Below are 19,115 nucleotides of genomic sequence, written 5' to 3'. Positions count from 1 at the left end.
TGGTCTGAGGTTCGACGAATACGTATCAGTCAAGAAAACCGTGCGGACAGACCGCACGGAGCTTAGACAGTGCACGCCACCTTACCGGCGACCGTGCCCCCCTTGGAACGACCAACCGGGGATGCCCCTTTTGTGGGGCATCCCCGGCTGGGAATCGCTCATGTCATCGACACGTCTGAGGGAATATCAGACGAGCTCGGTGACGGTACCGCCCGCGGCGGTGATCTTCTCCTTGGCGGAGCCGGAGACGGCGTCGACCGTCACCTGCAGCGCCACGGTGACCTCGCCCTGGCCGAGAACCTTGACGAGGCTGTTCTTGCGAACGGCACCCTTGGCGACGAGACCCTCGACGGTGACCTCGCCACCCTCCGGGTACAGCGCGCTCAGCTTGTCGAGGTTCACGACCTGGAACTCGGTCTTGAACGGGTTCTTGAAGCCCTTGAGCTTCGGGAGACGCATGTGGAGGGGCATCTGGCCACCCTCGAAGCGCTCCGGAACCTGGTAACGGGCCTTGGTGCCCTTGGTGCCACGACCGGCCGTCTTACCCTTCGACGCCTCACCACGACCGACACGGGTCTTCGCGGTCTTGGCGCCGGGGGCCGGACGGAGGTTGTGGATCTTGAGCGGGTTCTGCTCACCCATGATCAGTCGACCTCCTCGACCGTCACGAGGTGGCGGACGGTCTGCACCATGCCGCGGAACTCGGGACGATCCTCCTTGACGACCTGCGTGTTGATGCCCTTGAGACCAAGGGAGCGCAGGGTGTCACGGTGGTTCTGCTTGCTGCCGATGTACGACTTCGTCTGCGTGATCTTGAGCTGTGCCATTACGCACCCGCTCCCGCACGCGCACGAAGCAGGGCCGCGGGGGCGACGTCCTCGAGGGGCAGACCACGGCGGGCCGCGATCTCCTCGGGACGCTGCAGACCCTTGAGGGCCGCCACGGTCGCGTGCACGATGTTGATCGCGTTGTCGGAGCCCAGGGACTTCGACAGGATGTCGTGCACGCCCGCGCACTCGAGCACGGCACGCACCGGGCCACCGGCGATAACACCGGTACCGGGGGAAGCAGGCTTCAGCAGGACGACGCCCGCCGCCTTCTCACCCTGGATGGGGTGCGGGATGGTGCCCTGGATACGGGGGACCTTGAAGAAGTGCTTCTTGGCCTCCTCAACACCCTTGGCGATGGCGGCCGGCACCTCCTTGGCCTTGCCGTAACCGACACCCACGGTGCCGTCACCGTCGCCCACTACGACGAGCGCAGTGAAGCTGAAGCGACGACCACCCTTCACAACCTTGGCGACGCGGTTGATCGCGACAACGCGCTCAACGTACGCGGTCTTCTCGGCGGCAGCAGCGCCACCGTCGCGACCCTTCCGGTCCCGCCGCTCGCCGCCACCGGCACCGCCACCGCGGCGCTGGGGTCCAGCCATTGGAATTACCTCTCTCTGTTTCCGCTAGCTACGGAACCGACTCAGAACTTGAGTCCGGCTTCGCGGGCGGCGTCCGCCAGGGCGGCGATGCGCCCGGCGTACTGGTTACCACCACGGTCGAACACGACAGTCTCGACACCGGCGGCCTTGGCGCGCTCGGCGACCAGGGCGCCGACCGACTTGGCGGCCGCGGACTTGTCGCCCTCGGCGCCGCGGATCGTGCTGTCCAGGGTCGACGCCGACGCAAGGGTGTGACCCTTGATGTCGTCGATGACCTGGGCCACGATGTGGCGGTTCGAGCGCGTCACGACCAGGCGCGGACGCTCAGCCGTACCCGAGATGTGCTTACGGATGCGGATGTGACGACGCTTGATGGCAGCACGCTTGTAAGCGTCGCCCTTAGCAATCTTGACACCGTATGCCATGGCTTACTTACCCGCCTTTCCGACCTTGCGGCGGATGACTTCGCCTTCGTACTTGACGCCCTTGGCCTTGTACGGGTCGGGCTTGCGCAGCTTGCGGATGTTGGCCGCAACCTCGCCGACCTTCTGCTTGTCGATGCCCTCGACCGAGAACTTGGTCGCCGATTCGACCTTGAAGGAGATGCCCTCGGGCGCCTCGATCAGGATCGGGTGGCTGTAGCCGAGCGAGAACTCCAGGTTGGAGCCCTTCGCCAGGACGCGGTAACCGACACCGCTGATTTCGAGCTTCTTCACGTAACCCTGGGTCACGCCGGTGATCATGTTCGCCACCAGCGTGCGGGACAGGCCGTGGAGGGCCTTGTTCTGACGCTCGTCGTTCGGGCGGGTGACGTTCAGGACGCCGTCCTCACCCTTAGCGATCTCGATCGGCGCGACGACGGTGTGGCTCAGGGTGCCCTTGGGGCCCTTGACCGCGACCGTCTGGCCGTCGATGGTGACGTCCACGCCGGCGGGAACCGTGATGGGGAGCTTGCCAATACGCGACATTAGCTATTCCTCCGTTCCCGACTACCAGACGTAGGCGAGGACTTCCCCACCTACGCCCTTCTTGCCTGCCTGCTGGCCGGTCAGGAGACCGTGCGACGTGGAGATGATCGCCACGCCGAGGCCGCCGAGGACCTTCGGCAGGTTGGTGGACTTCGCGTAAACCCGGAGACCGGGCTTGGAGATCCGCTTGATGCCCGCAATGGAGCGCTCACGGTTCGGGCCGAACTTCAGCTCGAGAACGAGGTTCTTGCCGACCTCGGCGTCCTCGACCTTCCAGCCCGTGATGAAGCCCTCCTGCTGGAGGATCTCCGCGATGTGCGACTTGATCTTGCTGTGCGGCATAGCCACGGTGTCGTGGTACGCCGAGTTCGCGTTACGCAGACGAGTCAGCATGTCCGCGATCGGATCAGTCATGGTCATGAATTGGCCTTCGGCCTCTCTCGCCGTGGTTTCCTATCTGCGCCATCCCTCTCCCCACTCAGAGGCGGGACGGGTGCGGCGCGGGGACCTACGGCGTAGTAAGTCGGTCAGGGCGGCAGACGCCCAACCCTCCTAGCCTAAGCCATGTGGAGGAGGACCTCTGCCAACCCTTTACTTACCGAGAGATCCAGGCAGTCCCGAAAAGCGGGGACTACCAGGAGCTCTTGGTCACGCCCGGCAGCTCGCCACGGTGAGCCATCTCACGAAGGCACACGCGGCACAGGCCGAACTTGCGGTACACGGAGTGCGGACGGCCGCAGCGCTGGCAGCGGGTGTACGCACGCACACCGAACTTGGGCTTACGAGCAGCCTTGGCAATCAGAGCCTTCTTCGCCATCTCGCTTACGCCTCCTTGAACGGGAAGCCGAGGTGACGAAGGAGCGCGCGGCCCTCAGCGTCGTTGGTCGCCGTGGTGACCACGGTGATGTCCATACCCCGGACGCGGTCGATCTTGTCCTGGTCGATCTCGTGGAACATGACCTGCTCCGTGAGACCGAAGGTGTAGTTGCCACGGCCGTCGAACTGCTTGGGGGACAGACCGCGGAAGTCGCGGATGCGCGGAAGCGCGAGCGACAGGGTGCGGTCCAGGAACTCCCACATGCGGTCGCCACGGAGCGTGACGTGGCAGCCGATCGGCTGGCCCTCGCGCAGCTTGAACTGCGCGATGGACTTCCGGGCCTTCGTCACGGCCGGCTTCTGACCGGTGATCGTGGTGAGGTCGCGGATGGCGCCGTCGATCAGCTTCGAGTCACGGGCGGCGTCGCCGACACCCATGTTCACCACGATCTTGACCAGGCCGGGGATCTGCATGACGTTCTCGTACGAGAACTCCTCACGCAGCTTGCCCGTGATCTCCTCGCGGTACTTCGTCTTGAGACGCGGAGTGGTGGTGGTCGTCATCAGATGTCCTCACCCGTCCGCTTGGCAACGCGGATCTTGTTGCCCTCGTCGTCGAAGCGGTAACCGACGCGCGTGACGACCTTGTTGCCGTCCTTCTCCACGACCAGCTGGACGTTGGAGACGTGGACGGGGGCCTCGGTGGTCACGATGCCGCCGGCCTGCGAGCCGCTGGCGGTCGGGCCGGCCTTCGTGTGCTTCTTGACCCGGTTGACACCCTCGACCAGGACGCGCTCGTCGCGCGGGTAAGCGGCAATGACCTTGCCCTGCTTGCCCTTGTCCTTACCGGTGATGACCTGGACCAGGTCGCCCTTCTTGATCTTCATGCTTACAGCACCTCCGGCGCGAGCGAGATGATCTTCATGAACTTCTTCTCGCGCAGCTCACGGCCGACGGGGCCGAAGATACGGGTGCCGCGAGGGTCGCCGTCGTTCTTCAGAATGACGGCGGCGTTCTCGTCGAAGCGGATGTACGAGCCGTCCGGACGGCGGCGCTCCTTGACGGTGCGAACGATGACCGCCTTGACGACGTCACCCTTCTTCACGTTGCCACCGGGGATCGCGTCCTTGACGGTGGCGACGATGACGTCACCGATGCCCGCGTAGCGGCGACCCGAGCCACCGAGAACACGAATGGTGAGAATTTCCTTCGCACCCGTGTTGTCGGCGACGCGAAGTCGCGACTCCTGCTGGATCACGTCTATCTCCTGTTTGTCTGCCGGTTCCCGGCGGGGGCGCGTCCCTTACGGGACACGACCCCACCGAGCCTGGCGGAACTGATCCGAGGGGAGACCCCCTCGGAAATTACTTGGCCTTCTCGAGGATCTCGACGATGCGCCAGCGCTTCGTCGACGACAGCGGACGCGTCTCCATGAGGAGGACACGGTCGCCGACGCCGGCAGCGTTCTGCTCGTCGTGCGCCTTGAGCTTGTTCGTACGGCGGATGACCTTGCCGTACAGCGCGTGGGTCACGCGGTCCTCGACAGCGACGACGACGGTCTTGTCCATCTTGTCGCTGACGACAAGACCCTGACGGGTCTTGCGGAAGCCGCGCGCGGCCTTCGTCTCTTCAGTCACGTTGCTCTCGCTCATCAGGCGCTCTCCACCGTCTCGATGCCCAGCTCGCGCTCACGCATGAGGGTGTAGATCCGCGCGATGTCCTTACGGACGGCCTTCAGCCGACCGTGGTTCTCGAGCTGACCGGTCGCCGCCTGGAAGCGGAGGTTGAACAGCTCTTCCTTGGCCTCGCGAAGCTTGTTGACAAGCTCCTCGTTGCCCAGCTCGCGCAGCTCGGACGCCTTGGTACCGGCCGACATCACGACTCACCTGCCTCGCGCCGGACGATGCGGCACTTCATCGGAAGCTTGTGAGCAGCGCGGGTGAGCGCCTCACGAGCAATCTTCTCGTTCGGGTACGACAGCTCGAACATCACGCGTCCGGGCTTGACGTTGGCGACCCACCACTCCGGCGAACCCTTACCGGAACCCATGCGGGTCTCGGCAGGCTTCTTGGTGAGGGGGCGGTCCGGGTAGATGTTGATCCAGACCTTGCCGCCACGCTTGATGTGACGCGTCATGGCGATACGAGCGGCCTCGATCTGACGGTTCGTCACGTACGCCGGGGTCAGCGCCTGGATGCCGTACTCGCCGAACGCAACCTGCGTGCCACCCTTGGACATACCGCTGCGCTTCGGGTGGTGCTGCTTGCGGTGCTTGACCCTACGGGGGATCAGCATTTCGGTCAGGCCTCCGTTCCGGTGCTCTCGGCAGCCGGAGCGGCAGCGGCGGGAGCGTCGGCCTTGGGGGCCTCGGCAGCCGGCGCGGACTGCTGCTGCGGCTTGCGACCGCGACCGCCACGCTCGCCACCGCGGCCACCACGGGCCGGGCGGTCGTTGCCGCCACGGGCCGGGCGGTTGCCGGCGCGGGCAGCGGCGTTCTCGGCGCGGACCTCGGCGATGTTCTTGACGTCGCCCTTGTAGATCCAGACCTTCACGCCGATGCGGCCGAAGGTCGTCTTGGCCTCGAAGAAGCCGTAGTCGACGTTCGCGCGGAGGGTGTGCAGGGGCACACGGCCCTCGCGGTAGAACTCCGAGCGGGACATCTCGGCGCCGCCGAGACGGCCACCACACTGGATCTTGATGCCCTTGGCGCCCGCCTTCATCGCCGACTGCATGCTCTTGCGCATGGCACGACGGAAGGAGACGCGGGAGGACAGCTGCTCCGCCACGGCCTGGGCCACGAGCTGAGCGTCGACCTCGGGGTTCTTGACCTCGAGGATGTTCAGCTGGACCTGCTTGCCCGTGAGCTTCTCGAGGTCACCGCGGATGCGGTCGGCCTCGGCGCCACGGCGGCCGATGACGATGCCGGGACGAGCGGTGTGGATGTCCACACGCACGCGGTCACGGGTGCGCTCGATCTCCACCTTCGAGATGCCGGCGCGCTCCATGCCGGACGTCATCATCCGACGGATGGCGACGTCTTCCTTGACGTAGTCCTTGTACAGCTTGTCGGCGTACCAACGCGACTTGAAGTCGGTCGTGACACCGAGCCGGAACCCGTGCGGGTTTACCTTCTGGCCCATTACCGGGTTCCTTCCTTGCTGCTGACGACCACGGTGATGTGGCTGGTCCGCTTACGGATCCGGTAGGCACGGCCCTGGGCACGCGGACGGAACCGCTTCAGGGTCGGGCCCTCATCCACGTACGCCTCGCTGATGACCAGCGAAGAGGCGTCGGTGTGGTCGTAGTTGTGCGCGGCGTTGGCAATGGCGCTGTCCAGCACCTTGCCGACCGGCACGCTCGCGGCCTGCGGGGCGAAACGCAGGACCGCCTGAGCCTCCGTGGCATCCATGCCACGGATGAGGTCCACCACGCGGCGGGCCTTCATGGGCGTGACGCGGATGTACCGCGCCTGGGCCCTGGCTTCCATGGTTGTCCCTTCGGTGTTAGTCATAGTCGTTCCACCCCGCACTAGCGGCGCTTCGACTTCCGGTCGTCCTTGACGTGGCCGCGGAAGGTGCGAGTCGGCGAGAACTCGCCGAGCTTGTGGCCGACCATCGACTCGGTGACGAACACCGGGATGTGGGTCTTGCCGTTGTGCACCGCGATCGTGTGACCCAGCATGCTGGGAATGATCATCGAGCGACGGGACCAGGTCTTGATGACGTTCTTGGTGCCGGCTTCGTTCTGGACGTCCACCTTCTTTACGAGGTGGTCGTCGACGAAGGGCCCCTTCTTGAGACTGCGCGGCATCTAAACCCGCTCCTAGCGCTTCTTGTTCGACTTGCGGCGACGGACGATGTACTTGTTGCTCGCCTTGTTGCGATCACGAGTACGACCCTCCTTCTTGCCCCACGGCGAGACCGGGTGACGACCACCGGAGGTCTTGCCTTCACCACCACCGTGCGGGTGGTCGACCGGGTTCATCACGACACCACGCACGGTCGGGCGGACGCCCTTCCAGCGCATGCGGCCGGCCTTGCCCCAGTTGATGTTCGACTGCTCGGCATTGCCGACCTCGCCGATGGTGGCGCGGCAGCGCACGTCGACGAGACGGATCTCGCCGGACGGCATACGAAGGTGCGCCATGGCGCCTTCCTTCGCGAGCAGCTGCACCGAGGCACCCGCGGAGCGGGCGAACTTCGCGCCGCCGCCGGGCCGGAGCTCGATGGCGTGCAGCGTCGTACCGACCGGGATGTTGCGCAGCGCCATGTTGTTGCCGGGCTTGATGTCGGCACCGGGGCCGCTCTCGATCCGGTCACCCTGCTGCGTGCCGCGCGGGGCGAGGATGTAGCGCTTCTCGCCGTCCGCGTAGTGCAGCAGCGCGATGCGCGCCGTGCGGTTGGGGTCGTACTCGATGTGCGCGACCTTGGCCGGCACGCCGTCCTTGTCGTGACGACGGAAGTCGATCACGCGGTAGGCGCGCTTGTGTCCGCCACCCTGGTGACGAACGGTGATCCGACCGGCGTTGTTACGGCCGCCCTTGCTGTGCAGCGGGCGGACCAGCGACTTCTCCGGCGTGGACCGCGTTACCTCGACGAAGTCGGCGACGCTGGAGCCACGACGGCCCGGCGTAGTCGGCTTGTACTTGCGGATTCCCATTTCTCAGTCCTCGTCCGATATTCGGACCAGGGCACTCCGTTAGGAGGCCTGGCCGAAGATGTCGATACGGTCGCCCTCAGCAAGGGTCACGATGGCGCGCTTGGTGTCGGCACGCTTGCCGAACCCGGTGCGCGTACGCTTCCGCTTGCCCTGACGGTTGATCGTGTTGACGCCGGTGACCTTGACCGAGAAGACCGCCTCGACGGCCTGCTTGATCTGGGTCTTGTTGGCGCCGGGGGCCACGATGAACGTGTACTTGCCCTCGTCGAGCAGCGCGTACGACTTCTCGGAGACGACCGGCTTGACGAGGACGTCGCGCGGGTCCGAGAAGGACTTGCTCAGCGGGGTGGGCTCAACGGCGATCTTGCCCTCGGTCGCGATGCGCTTCGCCTTGGCGACGCGCGCGGCCTTCGCGGCCTTCGCGGCCTTGGACGCGATGCTCTGGTGACGGATGGCCATCAGGCTTCGCTCCCTTCGGTGTCAGTGGCCTTCGGGCCGGACACGAAGGACTCGAACGCGGCCTTGGTGAAGACCACGTCGTCCGAGACGAGCACGTCGTACGTGTTCAGCTGGCCCGGCTCCAGGATGTGGACCTGGGGCAGGTTGCGGGCGGAGAGCAGCGACAGCTCGTCCGAGCGCTCGATGACCAGGAGCACGTTCTTGCGCTCGCTGACCTTGCCGAGCAGGCTCTTCGCGGCCTTCGTCGAGATCTCGCCCTCGACCACGCCGGAGACGACGTGGATGCGGGAGTTGCGCGCCCGGTCGGTGAGGGCGTGGCGCAGAGCGGCAGCCTTCATCTTCTTCGGGGTGCGCTGGGAGTAGTCACGCGGCACGGGGCCGTGGACGACGCCACCGCCGGCGAACTGCGGCGCACGGGTCGAACCCTGGCGCGCGCGGCCGGTGCCCTTCTGGCGGTAAGGCTTCTTGCCACCACCACGGACTTCGCCGCGGGTCTTGGTCTTGTGCGTGCCCTGACGGGCCGCGGCCAGCTGCGCGACGACGACCTGGTGGATCAGCGGAATGCTGATCTTCTCGACGTCGAAGATCTCCGCGGGGAGCTCGACCGTCCCGGTCTTGTCGCCTGCCGGCGAAAGGATGTCAATGGTGCTCATGGGTTACCTCAGGCCCCCTTGGCCGCAGTACGGACCAGGACGAGGCCGCCGTTCGGACCAGGAACCGCGCCCTTGATGAGCAGCAGGCCCTTCTCCGCGTCAACGGCGTGGACGGTCAGGTTCTGGGTGGTGACCCGCTCGTTGCCCATGCGACCCGCCATGCGCATGCCCTTGAAGACACGGCCGGGGGTGGCACAGCCACCGATGGAACCGGGCTTGCGGTGCACGCGGTGGGCACCGTGGGAGGCCTTGCCGCCGTGGAAGTTGTGACGCTTCATCACACCGGCGAAGCCCTTGCCCTTGCTCTTGCCGGTGACGTCGACCTTGATACCGGCCTCGAACGTCTCGGCAGTCAGCTCCTGGCCGAGGGTGTACTCGCTGGAGTCAGCGGTACGGATCTCGACGAGGTGGCGACGGGGGGTCACGTCGGCCTTGGCGAAGTGGCCCTTGAGGGGCTTGTTCACCTTGCGCGGGTCGATCTCGCCGAAGGCGATCTGGACCGACTCGTAGCCGTCGTTGTCATTCGTACGGACCTGGGTAACGACGCAGGGTCCGGCCTTGACCACGGTCACCGGGACGACACGGTTGTTCTCGTCCCAGACCTGGGTCATGCCGAGCTTCTCGCCCAGGATGCCCTTGATCTGCTTGGTCATCTCTTTCGCGCCCTTCAGAGCTTGATCTCGATGTCAACGCCGGCCGGAAGGTCCAGGCGCATCAGCGAGTCAACGGTCTTGGGGGTCGGGTCGAGGATGTCGATCAGGCGCTTGTGCGTGCGCATCTCGAAGTGCTCGCGCGAGTCCTTGTACTTGTGCGGCGACTTGATGACGCAGTACACGTTCTTCTCAGTGGGCAGCGGCACCGGGCCCGCGACCGACGCACCAGTACGCGTCACCGTCTCGACGATCTTCTTCGCCGAGGAGTCGATGACCTCGTGGTCGTAGGCCTTGAGCCGGATGCGGATCTTCTGTCCCGCCATGGCTACTTAGTAGTCCTTCGTCTCGAACGCTCTGGCCCCCGGGAGGCCCTTTTTTCTACTTCCTCCGACCCACGCGGTCGGGCGTGTCGCAGTCCCGCTCACACAGATCTCCCGAAGGAATCCCTGCTAGGGGCTGCGGCCCTCGATGACCGCGGGTCCGGGGGAAGAAACCCACCGGGCGCCTGGCCGAGCCACCGCACTGCACTTCCCGAAAGATTCCCGTACGTCCGCCACAGCGCTGCCTGCGGATCCTTGCGGACCCCTCGACAGATGGGGCGACGAGTACTGTGGGACTCGCTTCCAGTCCTCCCGGCGGGAGGCGCACAGCATCGGCACTCAACCGAGCAACCTGAACAGTGTGCCATACGGGGCACGCCCAAGGCCAATCGGGTCGAACTGTCAAGCTGCCACGGCCGGGATCGCGTACGCAAAGAGCCCCGCCCACCGTGAGGTGGACGGGGCTCTTCGCTGCGCTCAGTTCAGAGCGACCGGGTCTCCCCGATCTTCAAGCAGGCGAAGCCTACTTGTTGATCTTGGTGACCTGGCCGGCGCCGACGGTCCGGCCACCCTCACGGATGGCGAACTTCAGGCCCTCTTCCATCGCGACGGGCTGGATGAGCTCAACGGTCATCTCAGTGTTGTCGCCCGGCATGACCATCTCGGTGCCCTCGGGGAGGGTCACGACGCCGGTCACGTCGGTGGTGCGGAAGTAGAACTGCGGGCGGTAGTTGTTGAAGAACGGGGTGTGACGGCCACCCTCGTCCTTCGACAGGATGTAGGCCTGGGCCTCGAACTCGGTGTGCGGCGTGACCGAACCGGGCTTGATGATGACCTGGCCGCGCTCGACGTCCTCGCGCTTGATGCCACGGAGGAGCAGACCGACGTTCTCACCGGCCTGGCCCTCGTCGAGCAGCTTGCGGAACATCTCGATGCCGGTGACCGTGGTGGTGGTCTTCTCGGTCTTGATGCCGATGATGTCGACGGTCTCGTTGACCTTGAGGATGCCGCGCTCGATACGACCGGTGACGACGGTGCCACGACCGGTGATCGTGAAGACGTCCTCGATCGGCATCAGGAACGGCTTGTCGACGTCACGCTCGGGCTCCGGGATGGACTCGTCGACAGCCTTCATCAGGTTGAGGACGGACTCACCCCACTCCTTGTCGCCCTCGAGCGCCTTGAGCGCCGAGACCTTGACGACCGGAACGTCGTCGCCCGGGAACTCGTACTCGGAGAGGAGCTCACGGACCTCGAGCTCGACGAGCTCCAGGATCTCCTCGTCGTCCACCATGTCGGCCTTGTTCAGGGCGACGACGATGTACGGAACGCCGACCTGGCGGGCCAGGAGCACGTGCTCCTTGGTCTGCGGCATCGGGCCGTCGGTGGCGGCGACCACGAGGATGGCGCCGTCCATCTGCGCGGCACCCGTGATCATGTTCTTGATGTAGTCCGCGTGACCGGGGCAGTCGACGTGGGCGTAGTGACGGGTCTCCGTCTGGTACTCGACGTGCGCGATCGAGATCGTGATACCGCGCTGGCGCTCCTCGGGAGCCTTGTCGATCTGGTCGAAGGCCGAGGCCTCGTTCAGCTCGGGGTACGCGTCGTGCAGCACCTTGGTAATGGCGGCCGTGAGGGTCGTCTTACCGTGGTCAATGTGACCGATGGTGCCGATGTTGACGTGCGGCTTAGTCCGCTCGAACTTCGCCTTCGCCACTGGGTCCTCCTGTGGAGTGGTTCTGTACGCCTTGCTTCATCGGCGCCAGGTGATCTTTGCTGGGAAGCCAGCCGCCGGGGTTCTCGCCCTGCGGGGTCGAACCCCGGCGGATGGTGTCAAGCCTAAAGCGTGAACTCGGGTGAGTTACTCGCCCTTGGCCTTCGCGATGATCTCCTCGGCGACGTTCCGCGGAACCTCGGCGTAGGAGTCGAACTGCATTGAGTAGCTTGCGCGACCCGACGTCTTGCTGCGGAGGTCTCCGACGTAGCCGAACATCTCCGAGAGGGGCACGAGGCCCTTCACGACGCGAGCGCCGCTGCGCTCCTCCATGGCCTGGATCTGGCCACGGCGGGAGTTGATGTCACCGATGACATCGCCCATGTAGTCCTCGGGCGTGGTGACCTCTACGGCCATCATCGGCTCGAGCAGCACGGGGCTTGCCTTGCGCGCGGCCTCCTTGAAGGCCTGCGAGCCGGCGATCTTGAAGGCGAGCTCCGAGGAGTCGACCTCGTGGTAGGCACCGTCGAGAAGCGTGACGCGAACGCCCGTCATCTCGTAGCCGGCGAGGATGCCGAACTGCATGGCCTCCTGCGCACCGGCGTCCACCGACGGGATGTACTCCCGCGGGATGCGGCCACCGGTGACCTTGTTCACGAACTCGTACGACGCGTCGCCGTCCGTGATGGGCTCGATCGCGATCTGCACCTTGGCGAACTGACCGGTACCACCGGTCTGCTTCTTGTGGGTGTAGTCCACGCGCTCGACGGTCTTGCGGATCGTCTCGCGGTACGCGACCTGCGGCTTGCCGACGTTCGCCTCGACGCGGAACTCGCGCTTCATGCGGTCGACGAGCACCTCGAGGTGAAGCTCGCCCATACCACCGATGATGGTCTGGCCGGTCTCCTCGTCCGAGTGGACCTGGAAGGAGGGGTCCTCCTCCGAGAGGCGCTGGATGGCGACACCCAGCTTCTCCTGGTCGCCCTTGGACTTCGGCTCGATGGCGACCTGGATGACCGGCGCCGGGAAGTCCATGGACTCCAGGATCACCGGCTGCTTGTCGTCACAGAGCGTCTCACCCGTGGTGGTCTGCTTCAGACCCATGACGGCGACGATGTCACCGGCGCCCACCGACTCGATCTCCTCACGCTTGTTCGCGTGCATGCGGTAGATCTTGCCGATGCGCTCCTTCTTGCCCTTGACGGAGTTCAGCACCGCGGTGCCGGAGTCCAGGCGACCGGAGTAGATCCGGACGAAGGTGAGCTTGCCGAGGTGCGGGTCGCTCGCGATCTTGAAGGCGAGGGCCGACAGCGGCTCCTCGTCGGACGGCTTGCGCTTGACGACCGTCTCCGGGTCCTTCACGTCGTGGCCCTCGATGGCCTCGACGTCCAGGGGGGACGGCAGGTAGCGCACGACCGCGTCGAGCAGGGGCTGGACGCCCTTGTTCTTGAACGCGGTGCCGCAGAACACGGGGGTGACGGTGGTGTCGCCGCCCTTGCCCGAGGCGATGGTGACGCGACGGATCGCCGCGTACAGCTGCTCCTCGGTGGGCTCCTGGCCCTCCAGGTACAGCTCCATCATCTGCTCGTCGTTCTCCGCGACGGCCTCGAGGAGCTTGCCGCGGTACTCCTCGGCAGCCTCGGTGTGCGTGTCGGGGATGTCGACGATGTCGTAGGCCTCGCCCATCTTGGTCTCGGCGGACCAGACGAAGGCCTTCATGGTGACGAGGTCGACGACGCCCTTGAAGTCAGCCTCTGCGCCGATGGGCAGCTGCATGACGATCGGGGTCGCACCGAGGCGGTCGACGATCATGTCGACACAGCGGTGGAACTCGGCACCGGTGCGGTCGAGCTTGTTGACGAAGCAGATACGCGGGACGCCGTAGCGGTCCGCCTGACGCCACACCGTCTCGGACTGGGGCTCAACGCCGGCGACGCCGTCGAACACCGTCACGGCACCGTCGAGCACGCGGAGCGAACGCTCCACCTCGACGGTGAAGTCGACGTGGCCCGGGGTGTCGATGATGTTGATGGTGTGATCGACGTCGTTCAGCGGCCAGTGGCAGGTGGTGGCAGCAGAGGTGATCGTGATGCCACGCTCCTGCTCCTGCTCCATCCAGTCCATCGTGGCGGCGCCGTCGTGGACCTCACCGATCTTGTACGAGACACCGGTGTAGAACAGGATCCGCTCGGTGGTCGTCGTCTTGCCCGCGTCGATGTGGGCCATGATGCCGATGTTGCGCACCTTGGCCAGGTCAAGTGAAGTGGTAGCCATGTCGGCTCAGTCTTCTCTCGGTCTCGATGTGGGTAGCGACTACCAGCGGTAGTGCGCGAAGGCCTTGTTGGACTCGGCCATCTTGTGGGTGTCCTCGCGCTTCTTCACAGCGGCACCGAGGCCGTTGGAGGCGTCGAGGAGCTCGTTGAGCAGACGCTCGGTCATGGTCTTCTCGCGACGGGCGCGGGAGTAACCCACCAGCCAGCGCAGGGCCAGCGTGTTGGCACGACCGGGCTTGACCTCGATCGGAACCTGGTAGGTCGCACCACCGACGCGGCGGGACTTGACCTCGAGGGTCGGCTTGATGTTTTCAAGCGCGCGCTTCAGCGTGATGACCGGGTCGTTGCCGGTCTTCTCGCGCAGGCCCTCCATGGCGCCGTACACGATGCGCTCGGCGGTGGAGCGCTTGCCGTTCAGCAGCACCTTGTTGATGAGGGAGGTCACCAGAGGAGAACCGTAGACCGGGTCGATGATGACCGGGCGCTTCGGGGCGGGGCCCTTACGAGGCATTCTTACTTCTCCTTCTTGGCGCCGTAGCGGCTGCGGGCCTGCTTGCGGTTCTTGACACCCTGGGTGTCGAGGGAACCGCGGATGATCTTGTAACGAACACCAGGCAGGTCCTTCACACGGCCACCACGCACGAGCACGATGGAGTGCTCCTGCAGGTTGTGTCCCTCACCCGGAATGTAGGCCGTGACCTCGATCCCGGAGGTCAGACGCACACGCGCGACCTTACGGAGGGCCGAGTTCGGCTTCTTCGGGGTGGTCGTGAACACACGCGTGCAGACGCCACGGCGCTGGGGCGAACCCTCGAGTGCGGGCGTCTTGTTCTTCTCGACCTTGTCCTGCCGGCCCTTACGGACCAGCTGCTGGATCGTAGGCACTACTTCTCCGGTTTCTGTGTGCCGAATAGTAAAGCTAACCCGGAACATCGCCGACCCACGCGGTCGGGTGTGTCGAATGCTGCAGACTCCCGCCGCAAGGCGGGAAGGAGCGCAGATTACGGTGGCCGTTTCAGGACTCACGCTGCGGTTGAGGACACGCGCGCGAGCCCAGGCACACCCCAGGCACAAGGTCTGAGCGTACCTACCTCATCGAGTCTGGTCAAAACAAATGCGATGGGCCCCGACACGCCGGGCTTTTCGATTCGTGCGCGACTGGCCCCGGCCAGGGCGGCTGATTGTCGCCGGTTCCCCGAACGGCCACCTCAAGTACGTTGACTGGTTGCGAGGTCGAAGGCATCGGCGCACGTGAACACGGGGGCAGCGAGATGACCGGCGGGCTGGGGCACGCGTGGAGCGACGACGGCCTCGATGATCGGGTGCCCTTCCTCGCACGGCTGGAGCGGGAGGACAGGACCGCGCTGCTGGCCATCGGCCGCCCCCTGCACTATCCCGCCCGCGACGCCATCATGCGCCAGGATGAGCCCTCCACGCACGTGCTGCTGCTCCTCCAGGGCTGGACCAAGGTCACCGCCACGGCCACCAACGGCTACGAAGCCCTCCTCGCCCTGCGGGGCCCCGGCGACATCGTCGGGGAGGGCGCCGCACTGAGCGGCCGCGGCCGCTCCGCCACCGTGACCGCCCTGGAACAGGTCGAAGCGGTCGCCATTGAGCAGAGCCGCTTCACCAGGTTCCTCACGGGCAGCCCCGAGGTTGCCCTGAAGCTCCTCGGACTCGCCACCGACCGGCAGCGGTCGACCGATCGCCGACGGCTGGAGTGGGCCGCGCTCACCGTGCGCGAGCGGCTCGCCGTCCTGCTGCTCGACCTCATGCGGACCCACGGCACGCGGACGGACGAGGGCATCGCGCTGACCATCCCGCTCAGCCAGCAGGAGTTCGCCGGCTCGGTCGGGGCCTCCCGCGAGGCGGTCGCCCGGCTCCTGAAGGAGCTGCGGAACCGGCAGATCGTCGCCACGAGCCGCCGCAGGATCGTCGTCGCCAGACCGGACGTCCTGCGCCGCATCGCACGCTCCGAACACCCGGACGCCTGACCCCTGACCGTCGCACCTCCCCCGAGCCGGTTCTGTGCACACGGTCACAGTCCGAGTGAGTCGTCTGCCCTCACGGCCGCGGGCTCGTCGTCGCCAAGCTGCTGCCTGGCACGACTCCCACTTGAGAGGTGGCCATGACCGACCCCCTGAGCCGGACGATCCTTCTCCTCGACATTGAGAAGTACAGCGACCGAGACGACGTCGAACAGGCGTACCTGCGGCGCATGCTCTACACGGTCGCCGACCGTGTGCTGGAGAGGTGCGGAATCGACGAGACCCGCCGACAGCGCGCCGACCGCGGTGACTGCGTGATGGAGCTGATCGATGCCGGCGCCTCGGTGACGGGGCTGCTCCGGACCCTGCTGGCCGAGGTGCCGACGGAGCTGCGTGCCGTGAACCGGATGGCTTCGCAGTCCGCGCAGATCAGGCTGCGGGCCGTGCTCGCCACGGGATACGTCGCCGTCGACGAGCTCGACGGCTGGGTGGGAGCCGACCTCAACCACGCCTGCCGTCTGCTCGACGCCGACGTCCTGCGCAGGGCGCTGCGCGAGCGTCCGGACGACTTCGTCCTGTGCGTCTCGGAGAGCGTGCACCACGGCATCGTGCAGCACGACTACCCCGGCGTTCCCAAGGACGCGTTCCACCCCGTCACCGTGGGGAGCAAGAACGGGCAGTTGCGGGCCTGGCTGCACGGCCCGGCGCCGAAGGAGGTGCCGGGCCCCGCCGAAACCTCCGGGGCTGCCCGGGAGCCGGAGGACCGCACGGTGGCGGCGCCGCGCGCCCGGACCGCGCCTCCCGGCCCCGTCGACCTCAGCAATGCCTCCTTCGGCGGCAGCTACGTGGCCGGCGATCAGCACGGCGTCTCCGGCCACGGCACGGTGCATGGGGACGTGCGCCTCGGAGGCGGCGACGCGCCCCGGAACGGTGAGCGGAGGTGAGCGTGGGCGAACCTGTCCCCCGGCCCGGGGCAGCAGGACCTCAGCAGCAGCACGACAAGGACGCGCCCGGAAACCCCCAGCAGGCGGGCTCCGAGGCGGCGGAGGCCGAGGAACAGCAGGAAGAGTCGGATCAGCCACAGGACGCGTGGTCGGCCCGCAGGGACCTGGTCGACCACAGCCCGCGGGCGATGGGCGTCGGCGACAACGCGCGCTTCGGCGGCAGCCTGGTCGCGGGCGACCAGCACGGCGTGAGTGGTGGCCTGGTCGCTGGCGACGTGATCATGGGCAGCAAGACGGAGGTCTACCACTTCGGCGTCTCGGCCACGAGCCACGGCTCCGGCGAGGTGCCGCTCTCGACACTGGACCGCCTCGCCCCGTACTTCGTCACCGCCGAACCCGCGTTCGAGGGCCTGCTGGCGCGGCTCCGCAGGGAACGGGTCATCGTGCTCTCAGGGCCGCACTTCAGCGGACGCCGCACCGCCGCGCTGATGCTGCTCCACCGCTTGGGGGTCTCCCCCGTCCGCTCCCTCGTGCGCGACACCACACCGGCCCAGCTCGTCCAGCAGCTCAGCGACGACCAGCACCCCGCCAAGGGGTACGTGCTGTGCGACCTGACCACCCGCCGCGACCAGCCGCTCAGGGAACCGCACCTACTCGCCGCCCGCGGCCAACTCGAGCACGACGACGCCTACTTGGTGATCACCGTCGGCCCCATGGCCGCGCTGGAGGACATCGCCGCCGTCGAGTGGAAACCGCCGGGCCCCGGCGACGTACTGATGCGCCATCTGATCGAACTGACCGACGAGTCGACCGCGCGGCGGCTGCTGGCACTGCCCGCCGTCACGGAGTTCCTCAAGCGCGACCACCAGCTGCGCGAGGTGGCCGCCTTCGCGAAGCACCTCAAGCTGTACGCGGACGGAGAGGTCACCGACGAGAAGGTCGGGACCTTCTCGCTGTTCACCCTCGAAGCTCAGGTCCAGGAGTGGTTCGACGAGAACGAAGAGCTCATCCCGCTGCGCGACAAGGCGTTCCTCATCGCCCTTGCCGCCTTCGACGGAGGGCCCTACGCGCTCACGGCCGAACTGAGCGACCTCCTCTACGCCTTCCTCCAAGAGACCGCTGACTCCGCCCTGCAGCCTCAGGTCCCCGTCTTCGGCACGCACATCGGCAAGCGCCTCCAACTCGCCCGTGCCCGGTGGTATCCGGAGGAGGAGAACACGGAGTGGGGACCGGTCACGCAATCCAAAGCCGCCTTCCTCGACGATCGGGTCTCGCTGGTCCTACTGCGCGAGGTGTGGACGGGGCACCCCTCGGCCAGGCCCGCTCTCGTGCACTGGCTCCAGCGGCTCGCCGGTGACGGAAGGCCCCTGGTACGCACCCGCGCGGCGTCGACCGTCGCCGTCCTCGCGTACGCGGACCTGCCCTCCACGATGGCTCTGATCATCGAGCCGTGGGCCATGTCCCGCCTGTTCCGCCACCGTCTCGTCGCCGTCAACTCCCTGGCACTCGCGCACCTCCTGGAGGCGCCCAACATCCCGAGCATCCTCGACTCCTGGTGCACGAGCGAGGAGCAGGCGATGCGGTGGGTGGCCACCCGCGCCTACGGCCTGATCGGCACGGAGCGTCCTGACCAGACCCTGGCCGCTCTGCGCAGCGCCGTCCGCAAGGAGTACGCGGCCGTCGACGAGGACGGCGACGAGGGGGACATCGACGACCGCATGGTGAAACAGCTCGCCCAGTCCGTGGAACTGCTGCTCCTCTCCCCGGCCGGCGAGCGGGTCCTCGCCGAACTGCTGCGCAGGCTCGACCAAGACCGGGCCGTGCACGATCTCGCCCTGCGCGGCTTCCTCAGCGCGTGTGCTCGGCGGAAGGACGACGCGCGATATGGACGGCCACTGCTCCTCGACTGGTACGCGACGTCGACGGCGGACGGAGGCAGCGCGGCCGGCGACATCGCACGGCTGTGGCGCTCGGCGCTCGACGACCGCAAGCACACGAAGGCAGCCCTTGAGGAGCTGGGCGCCTGGGTCCGGGCGGCCGACCACGACCCGGTGACGGAGCGGGCGCTGGCCGGCCTGCTCCCGGCCCTGGTCACCACGGTCTCCGAACACCAGCGCCTCAGTCATCTGCTGCGCACCCTGCACGGCGAGGACGGCGCTCCCCCGCCCGCCGCCGCGGCCCGCCTGCTGGCCGTCCTGCCGCACCGCCGTTGACCCACGCACCCACCGCCGCTTCG

28 protein-coding genes are annotated in these 19,115 nt (G+C 66.7%); 3 read left to right on the top strand and 25 right to left on the bottom strand.

Annotated elements, in window-relative coordinates:
* Positions 1 to 186: 186 nt before the first annotated feature.
* The 25 genes from rplO to rpsL form a co-directional block, all read right to left on the bottom strand.
* Positions 187 to 642 (bottom strand): 50S ribosomal protein L15, encoded by a 456-nt coding sequence (rplO, locus tag ACFYXE_RS01210; RefSeq protein WP_161692939.1) that lies wholly within the window; start codon positions 640 to 642, stop codon positions 187 to 189.
* Positions 643 to 644: 2 nt separating this feature from the next.
* Positions 645 to 827: a 50S ribosomal protein L30 gene (rpmD, locus tag ACFYXE_RS01205; protein WP_030567278.1), complete on the bottom strand. Its 183-nt coding sequence runs from the start codon at positions 825 to 827 to the stop codon at positions 645 to 647.
* Positions 827 to 1,432, bottom strand: coding sequence for a 30S ribosomal protein S5 (rpsE, locus tag ACFYXE_RS01200; protein ID WP_016645168.1), 606 nt, complete (start codon positions 1,430 to 1,432; stop codon positions 827 to 829). The genes rpmD and rpsE overlap by 1 nt, the downstream gene beginning before the upstream one ends.
* A 41-nt stretch (positions 1,433 to 1,473) precedes the next feature.
* Complete coding sequence (gene rplR / locus ACFYXE_RS01195; RefSeq protein WP_127912613.1) at positions 1,474 to 1,857, bottom strand: 50S ribosomal protein L18; 384 nt, start codon at positions 1,855 to 1,857, stop codon at positions 1,474 to 1,476.
* A gap of 3 nt (positions 1,858 to 1,860) precedes the next feature.
* Positions 1,861 to 2,400 (bottom strand): 50S ribosomal protein L6, encoded by a 540-nt coding sequence (gene rplF, locus ACFYXE_RS01190; RefSeq protein ID WP_125514479.1) that lies wholly within the window; start codon positions 2,398 to 2,400, stop codon positions 1,861 to 1,863.
* Positions 2,401 to 2,421: 21 nt separating this feature from the next.
* On the bottom strand, positions 2,422 to 2,820 hold the full coding sequence (gene rpsH / locus ACFYXE_RS01185) for a 30S ribosomal protein S8 (protein ID WP_018528360.1): 399 nt from the start codon (positions 2,818 to 2,820) through the stop codon (positions 2,422 to 2,424).
* 211 nt (positions 2,821 to 3,031) lie between these two features.
* A complete protein-coding gene (locus ACFYXE_RS01180; protein WP_003956452.1) occupies positions 3,032 to 3,217 on the bottom strand; it encodes a type Z 30S ribosomal protein S14 in 186 nt (61 codons plus the stop codon).
* A 5-nt stretch (positions 3,218 to 3,222) separates the two neighbouring features.
* Positions 3,223 to 3,780: a 50S ribosomal protein L5 gene (gene rplE, locus ACFYXE_RS01175; protein WP_055564831.1), complete on the bottom strand. Its 558-nt coding sequence runs from the start codon at positions 3,778 to 3,780 to the stop codon at positions 3,223 to 3,225.
* Positions 3,780 to 4,103 (bottom strand): 50S ribosomal protein L24, encoded by a 324-nt coding sequence (gene rplX, locus ACFYXE_RS01170; protein ID WP_016645174.1) that lies wholly within the window; start codon positions 4,101 to 4,103, stop codon positions 3,780 to 3,782. The genes rplE and rplX overlap by 1 nt, the downstream gene beginning before the upstream one ends.
* A gap of 2 nt (positions 4,104 to 4,105) precedes the next feature.
* Positions 4,106 to 4,474: a 50S ribosomal protein L14 gene (gene rplN / locus ACFYXE_RS01165; RefSeq protein WP_003974257.1), complete on the bottom strand. Its 369-nt coding sequence runs from the start codon at positions 4,472 to 4,474 to the stop codon at positions 4,106 to 4,108.
* Positions 4,475 to 4,580: 106 nt separating this feature from the next.
* On the bottom strand, positions 4,581 to 4,868 hold the full coding sequence (gene rpsQ, locus ACFYXE_RS01160) for a 30S ribosomal protein S17 (RefSeq protein WP_361164950.1): 288 nt from the start codon (positions 4,866 to 4,868) through the stop codon (positions 4,581 to 4,583).
* On the bottom strand, positions 4,868 to 5,092 hold the full coding sequence (gene rpmC, locus ACFYXE_RS01155) for a 50S ribosomal protein L29 (RefSeq protein WP_006347226.1): 225 nt from the start codon (positions 5,090 to 5,092) through the stop codon (positions 4,868 to 4,870). Before rpmC ends, rpsQ begins: the two co-directional genes overlap by 1 nt.
* Complete coding sequence (gene rplP, locus ACFYXE_RS01150) at positions 5,092 to 5,511, bottom strand: 50S ribosomal protein L16 (protein WP_055698227.1); 420 nt, start codon at positions 5,509 to 5,511, stop codon at positions 5,092 to 5,094. The genes rpmC and rplP overlap by 1 nt, the downstream gene beginning before the upstream one ends.
* A gap of 5 nt (positions 5,512 to 5,516) precedes the next feature.
* Positions 5,517 to 6,356, bottom strand: a complete 840-nt coding sequence (gene rpsC / locus ACFYXE_RS01145) for a 30S ribosomal protein S3 (protein ID WP_055698226.1) — start codon at positions 6,354 to 6,356, stop codon at positions 5,517 to 5,519.
* A complete protein-coding gene (gene rplV / locus ACFYXE_RS01140) occupies positions 6,356 to 6,703 on the bottom strand; it encodes a 50S ribosomal protein L22 (RefSeq protein WP_004571827.1) in 348 nt (115 codons plus the stop codon). The genes rpsC and rplV overlap by 1 nt, the downstream gene beginning before the upstream one ends.
* A 41-nt stretch (positions 6,704 to 6,744) precedes the next feature.
* Positions 6,745 to 7,026, bottom strand: coding sequence for a 30S ribosomal protein S19 (gene rpsS / locus ACFYXE_RS01135; protein ID WP_125514475.1), 282 nt, complete (start codon positions 7,024 to 7,026; stop codon positions 6,745 to 6,747).
* A gap of 12 nt (positions 7,027 to 7,038) precedes the next feature.
* The gene (rplB, locus tag ACFYXE_RS01130) at positions 7,039 to 7,875 is read right to left on the bottom strand and encodes a 50S ribosomal protein L2 (protein WP_361164957.1); all 837 of its coding nucleotides are present in this window, start codon (positions 7,873 to 7,875) and stop codon (positions 7,039 to 7,041) included.
* A gap of 39 nt (positions 7,876 to 7,914) precedes the next feature.
* On the bottom strand, positions 7,915 to 8,334 hold the full coding sequence (gene rplW / locus ACFYXE_RS01125; RefSeq protein WP_055564827.1) for a 50S ribosomal protein L23: 420 nt from the start codon (positions 8,332 to 8,334) through the stop codon (positions 7,915 to 7,917).
* On the bottom strand, positions 8,334 to 8,987 hold the full coding sequence (gene rplD / locus ACFYXE_RS01120) for a 50S ribosomal protein L4 (RefSeq protein ID WP_150171088.1): 654 nt from the start codon (positions 8,985 to 8,987) through the stop codon (positions 8,334 to 8,336). The genes rplW and rplD overlap by 1 nt, the downstream gene beginning before the upstream one ends.
* An 8-nt stretch (positions 8,988 to 8,995) precedes the next feature.
* Positions 8,996 to 9,640 carry a 50S ribosomal protein L3 gene (rplC, locus tag ACFYXE_RS01115; protein ID WP_361164961.1) on the bottom strand — a complete coding sequence of 215 codons (645 nt, stop codon included), beginning with the start codon at positions 9,638 to 9,640 and terminating at the stop codon, positions 8,996 to 8,998.
* A gap of 14 nt (positions 9,641 to 9,654) precedes the next feature.
* Complete coding sequence (gene rpsJ / locus ACFYXE_RS01110; protein ID WP_003948644.1) at positions 9,655 to 9,963, bottom strand: 30S ribosomal protein S10; 309 nt, start codon at positions 9,961 to 9,963, stop codon at positions 9,655 to 9,657.
* Positions 9,964 to 10,483: 520 nt separating this feature from the next.
* On the bottom strand, positions 10,484 to 11,677 hold the full coding sequence (gene tuf / locus ACFYXE_RS01105) for an elongation factor Tu (RefSeq protein ID WP_361164964.1): 1,194 nt from the start codon (positions 11,675 to 11,677) through the stop codon (positions 10,484 to 10,486).
* Between the two features lie 144 nt (positions 11,678 to 11,821).
* A complete protein-coding gene (gene fusA / locus ACFYXE_RS01100; RefSeq protein WP_361164967.1) occupies positions 11,822 to 13,948 on the bottom strand; it encodes an elongation factor G in 2,127 nt (708 codons plus the stop codon).
* Between the two features lie 39 nt (positions 13,949 to 13,987).
* The gene (gene rpsG, locus ACFYXE_RS01095; RefSeq protein WP_003974303.1) at positions 13,988 to 14,458 is read right to left on the bottom strand and encodes a 30S ribosomal protein S7; all 471 of its coding nucleotides are present in this window, start codon (positions 14,456 to 14,458) and stop codon (positions 13,988 to 13,990) included.
* 2 nt (positions 14,459 to 14,460) lie between these two features.
* Positions 14,461 to 14,832 carry a 30S ribosomal protein S12 gene (rpsL, locus tag ACFYXE_RS01090; protein ID WP_003948652.1) on the bottom strand — a complete coding sequence of 124 codons (372 nt, stop codon included), beginning with the start codon at positions 14,830 to 14,832 and terminating at the stop codon, positions 14,461 to 14,463.
* Positions 14,833 to 15,218: 386 nt separating this feature from the next.
* Here rpsL and ACFYXE_RS01085 point away from each other — a divergent pair, with 386 nt between their 5' ends.
* The 3 genes from ACFYXE_RS01085 (at position 15,219) to ACFYXE_RS01075 (ending at position 19,092) form a co-directional block, all read left to right on the top strand.
* Positions 15,219 to 15,941 carry a Crp/Fnr family transcriptional regulator gene (locus ACFYXE_RS01085; RefSeq protein ID WP_389307768.1) on the top strand — a complete coding sequence of 241 codons (723 nt, stop codon included), beginning with the start codon at positions 15,219 to 15,221 and terminating at the stop codon, positions 15,939 to 15,941.
* 134 nt (positions 15,942 to 16,075) lie between these two features.
* Positions 16,076 to 16,879 (top strand): hypothetical protein, encoded by an 804-nt coding sequence (locus tag ACFYXE_RS01080; RefSeq protein ID WP_389307766.1) that lies wholly within the window; start codon positions 16,076 to 16,078, stop codon positions 16,877 to 16,879.
* Positions 16,880 to 16,881: 2 nt separating this feature from the next.
* Positions 16,882 to 19,092, top strand: a complete 2,211-nt coding sequence (locus ACFYXE_RS01075; protein WP_389307764.1) for a hypothetical protein — start codon at positions 16,882 to 16,884, stop codon at positions 19,090 to 19,092.
* Positions 19,093 to 19,115: the final 23 nt, after the last annotated feature.

Source organism: Streptomyces sp. NPDC002564 (genome assembly GCF_042889645.1).
Classification (GTDB): Bacteria; Actinomycetota; Actinomycetes; order Streptomycetales; family Streptomycetaceae; genus Streptomyces.
This window is presented reverse-complemented; position numbering and strand designations above follow the sequence as displayed.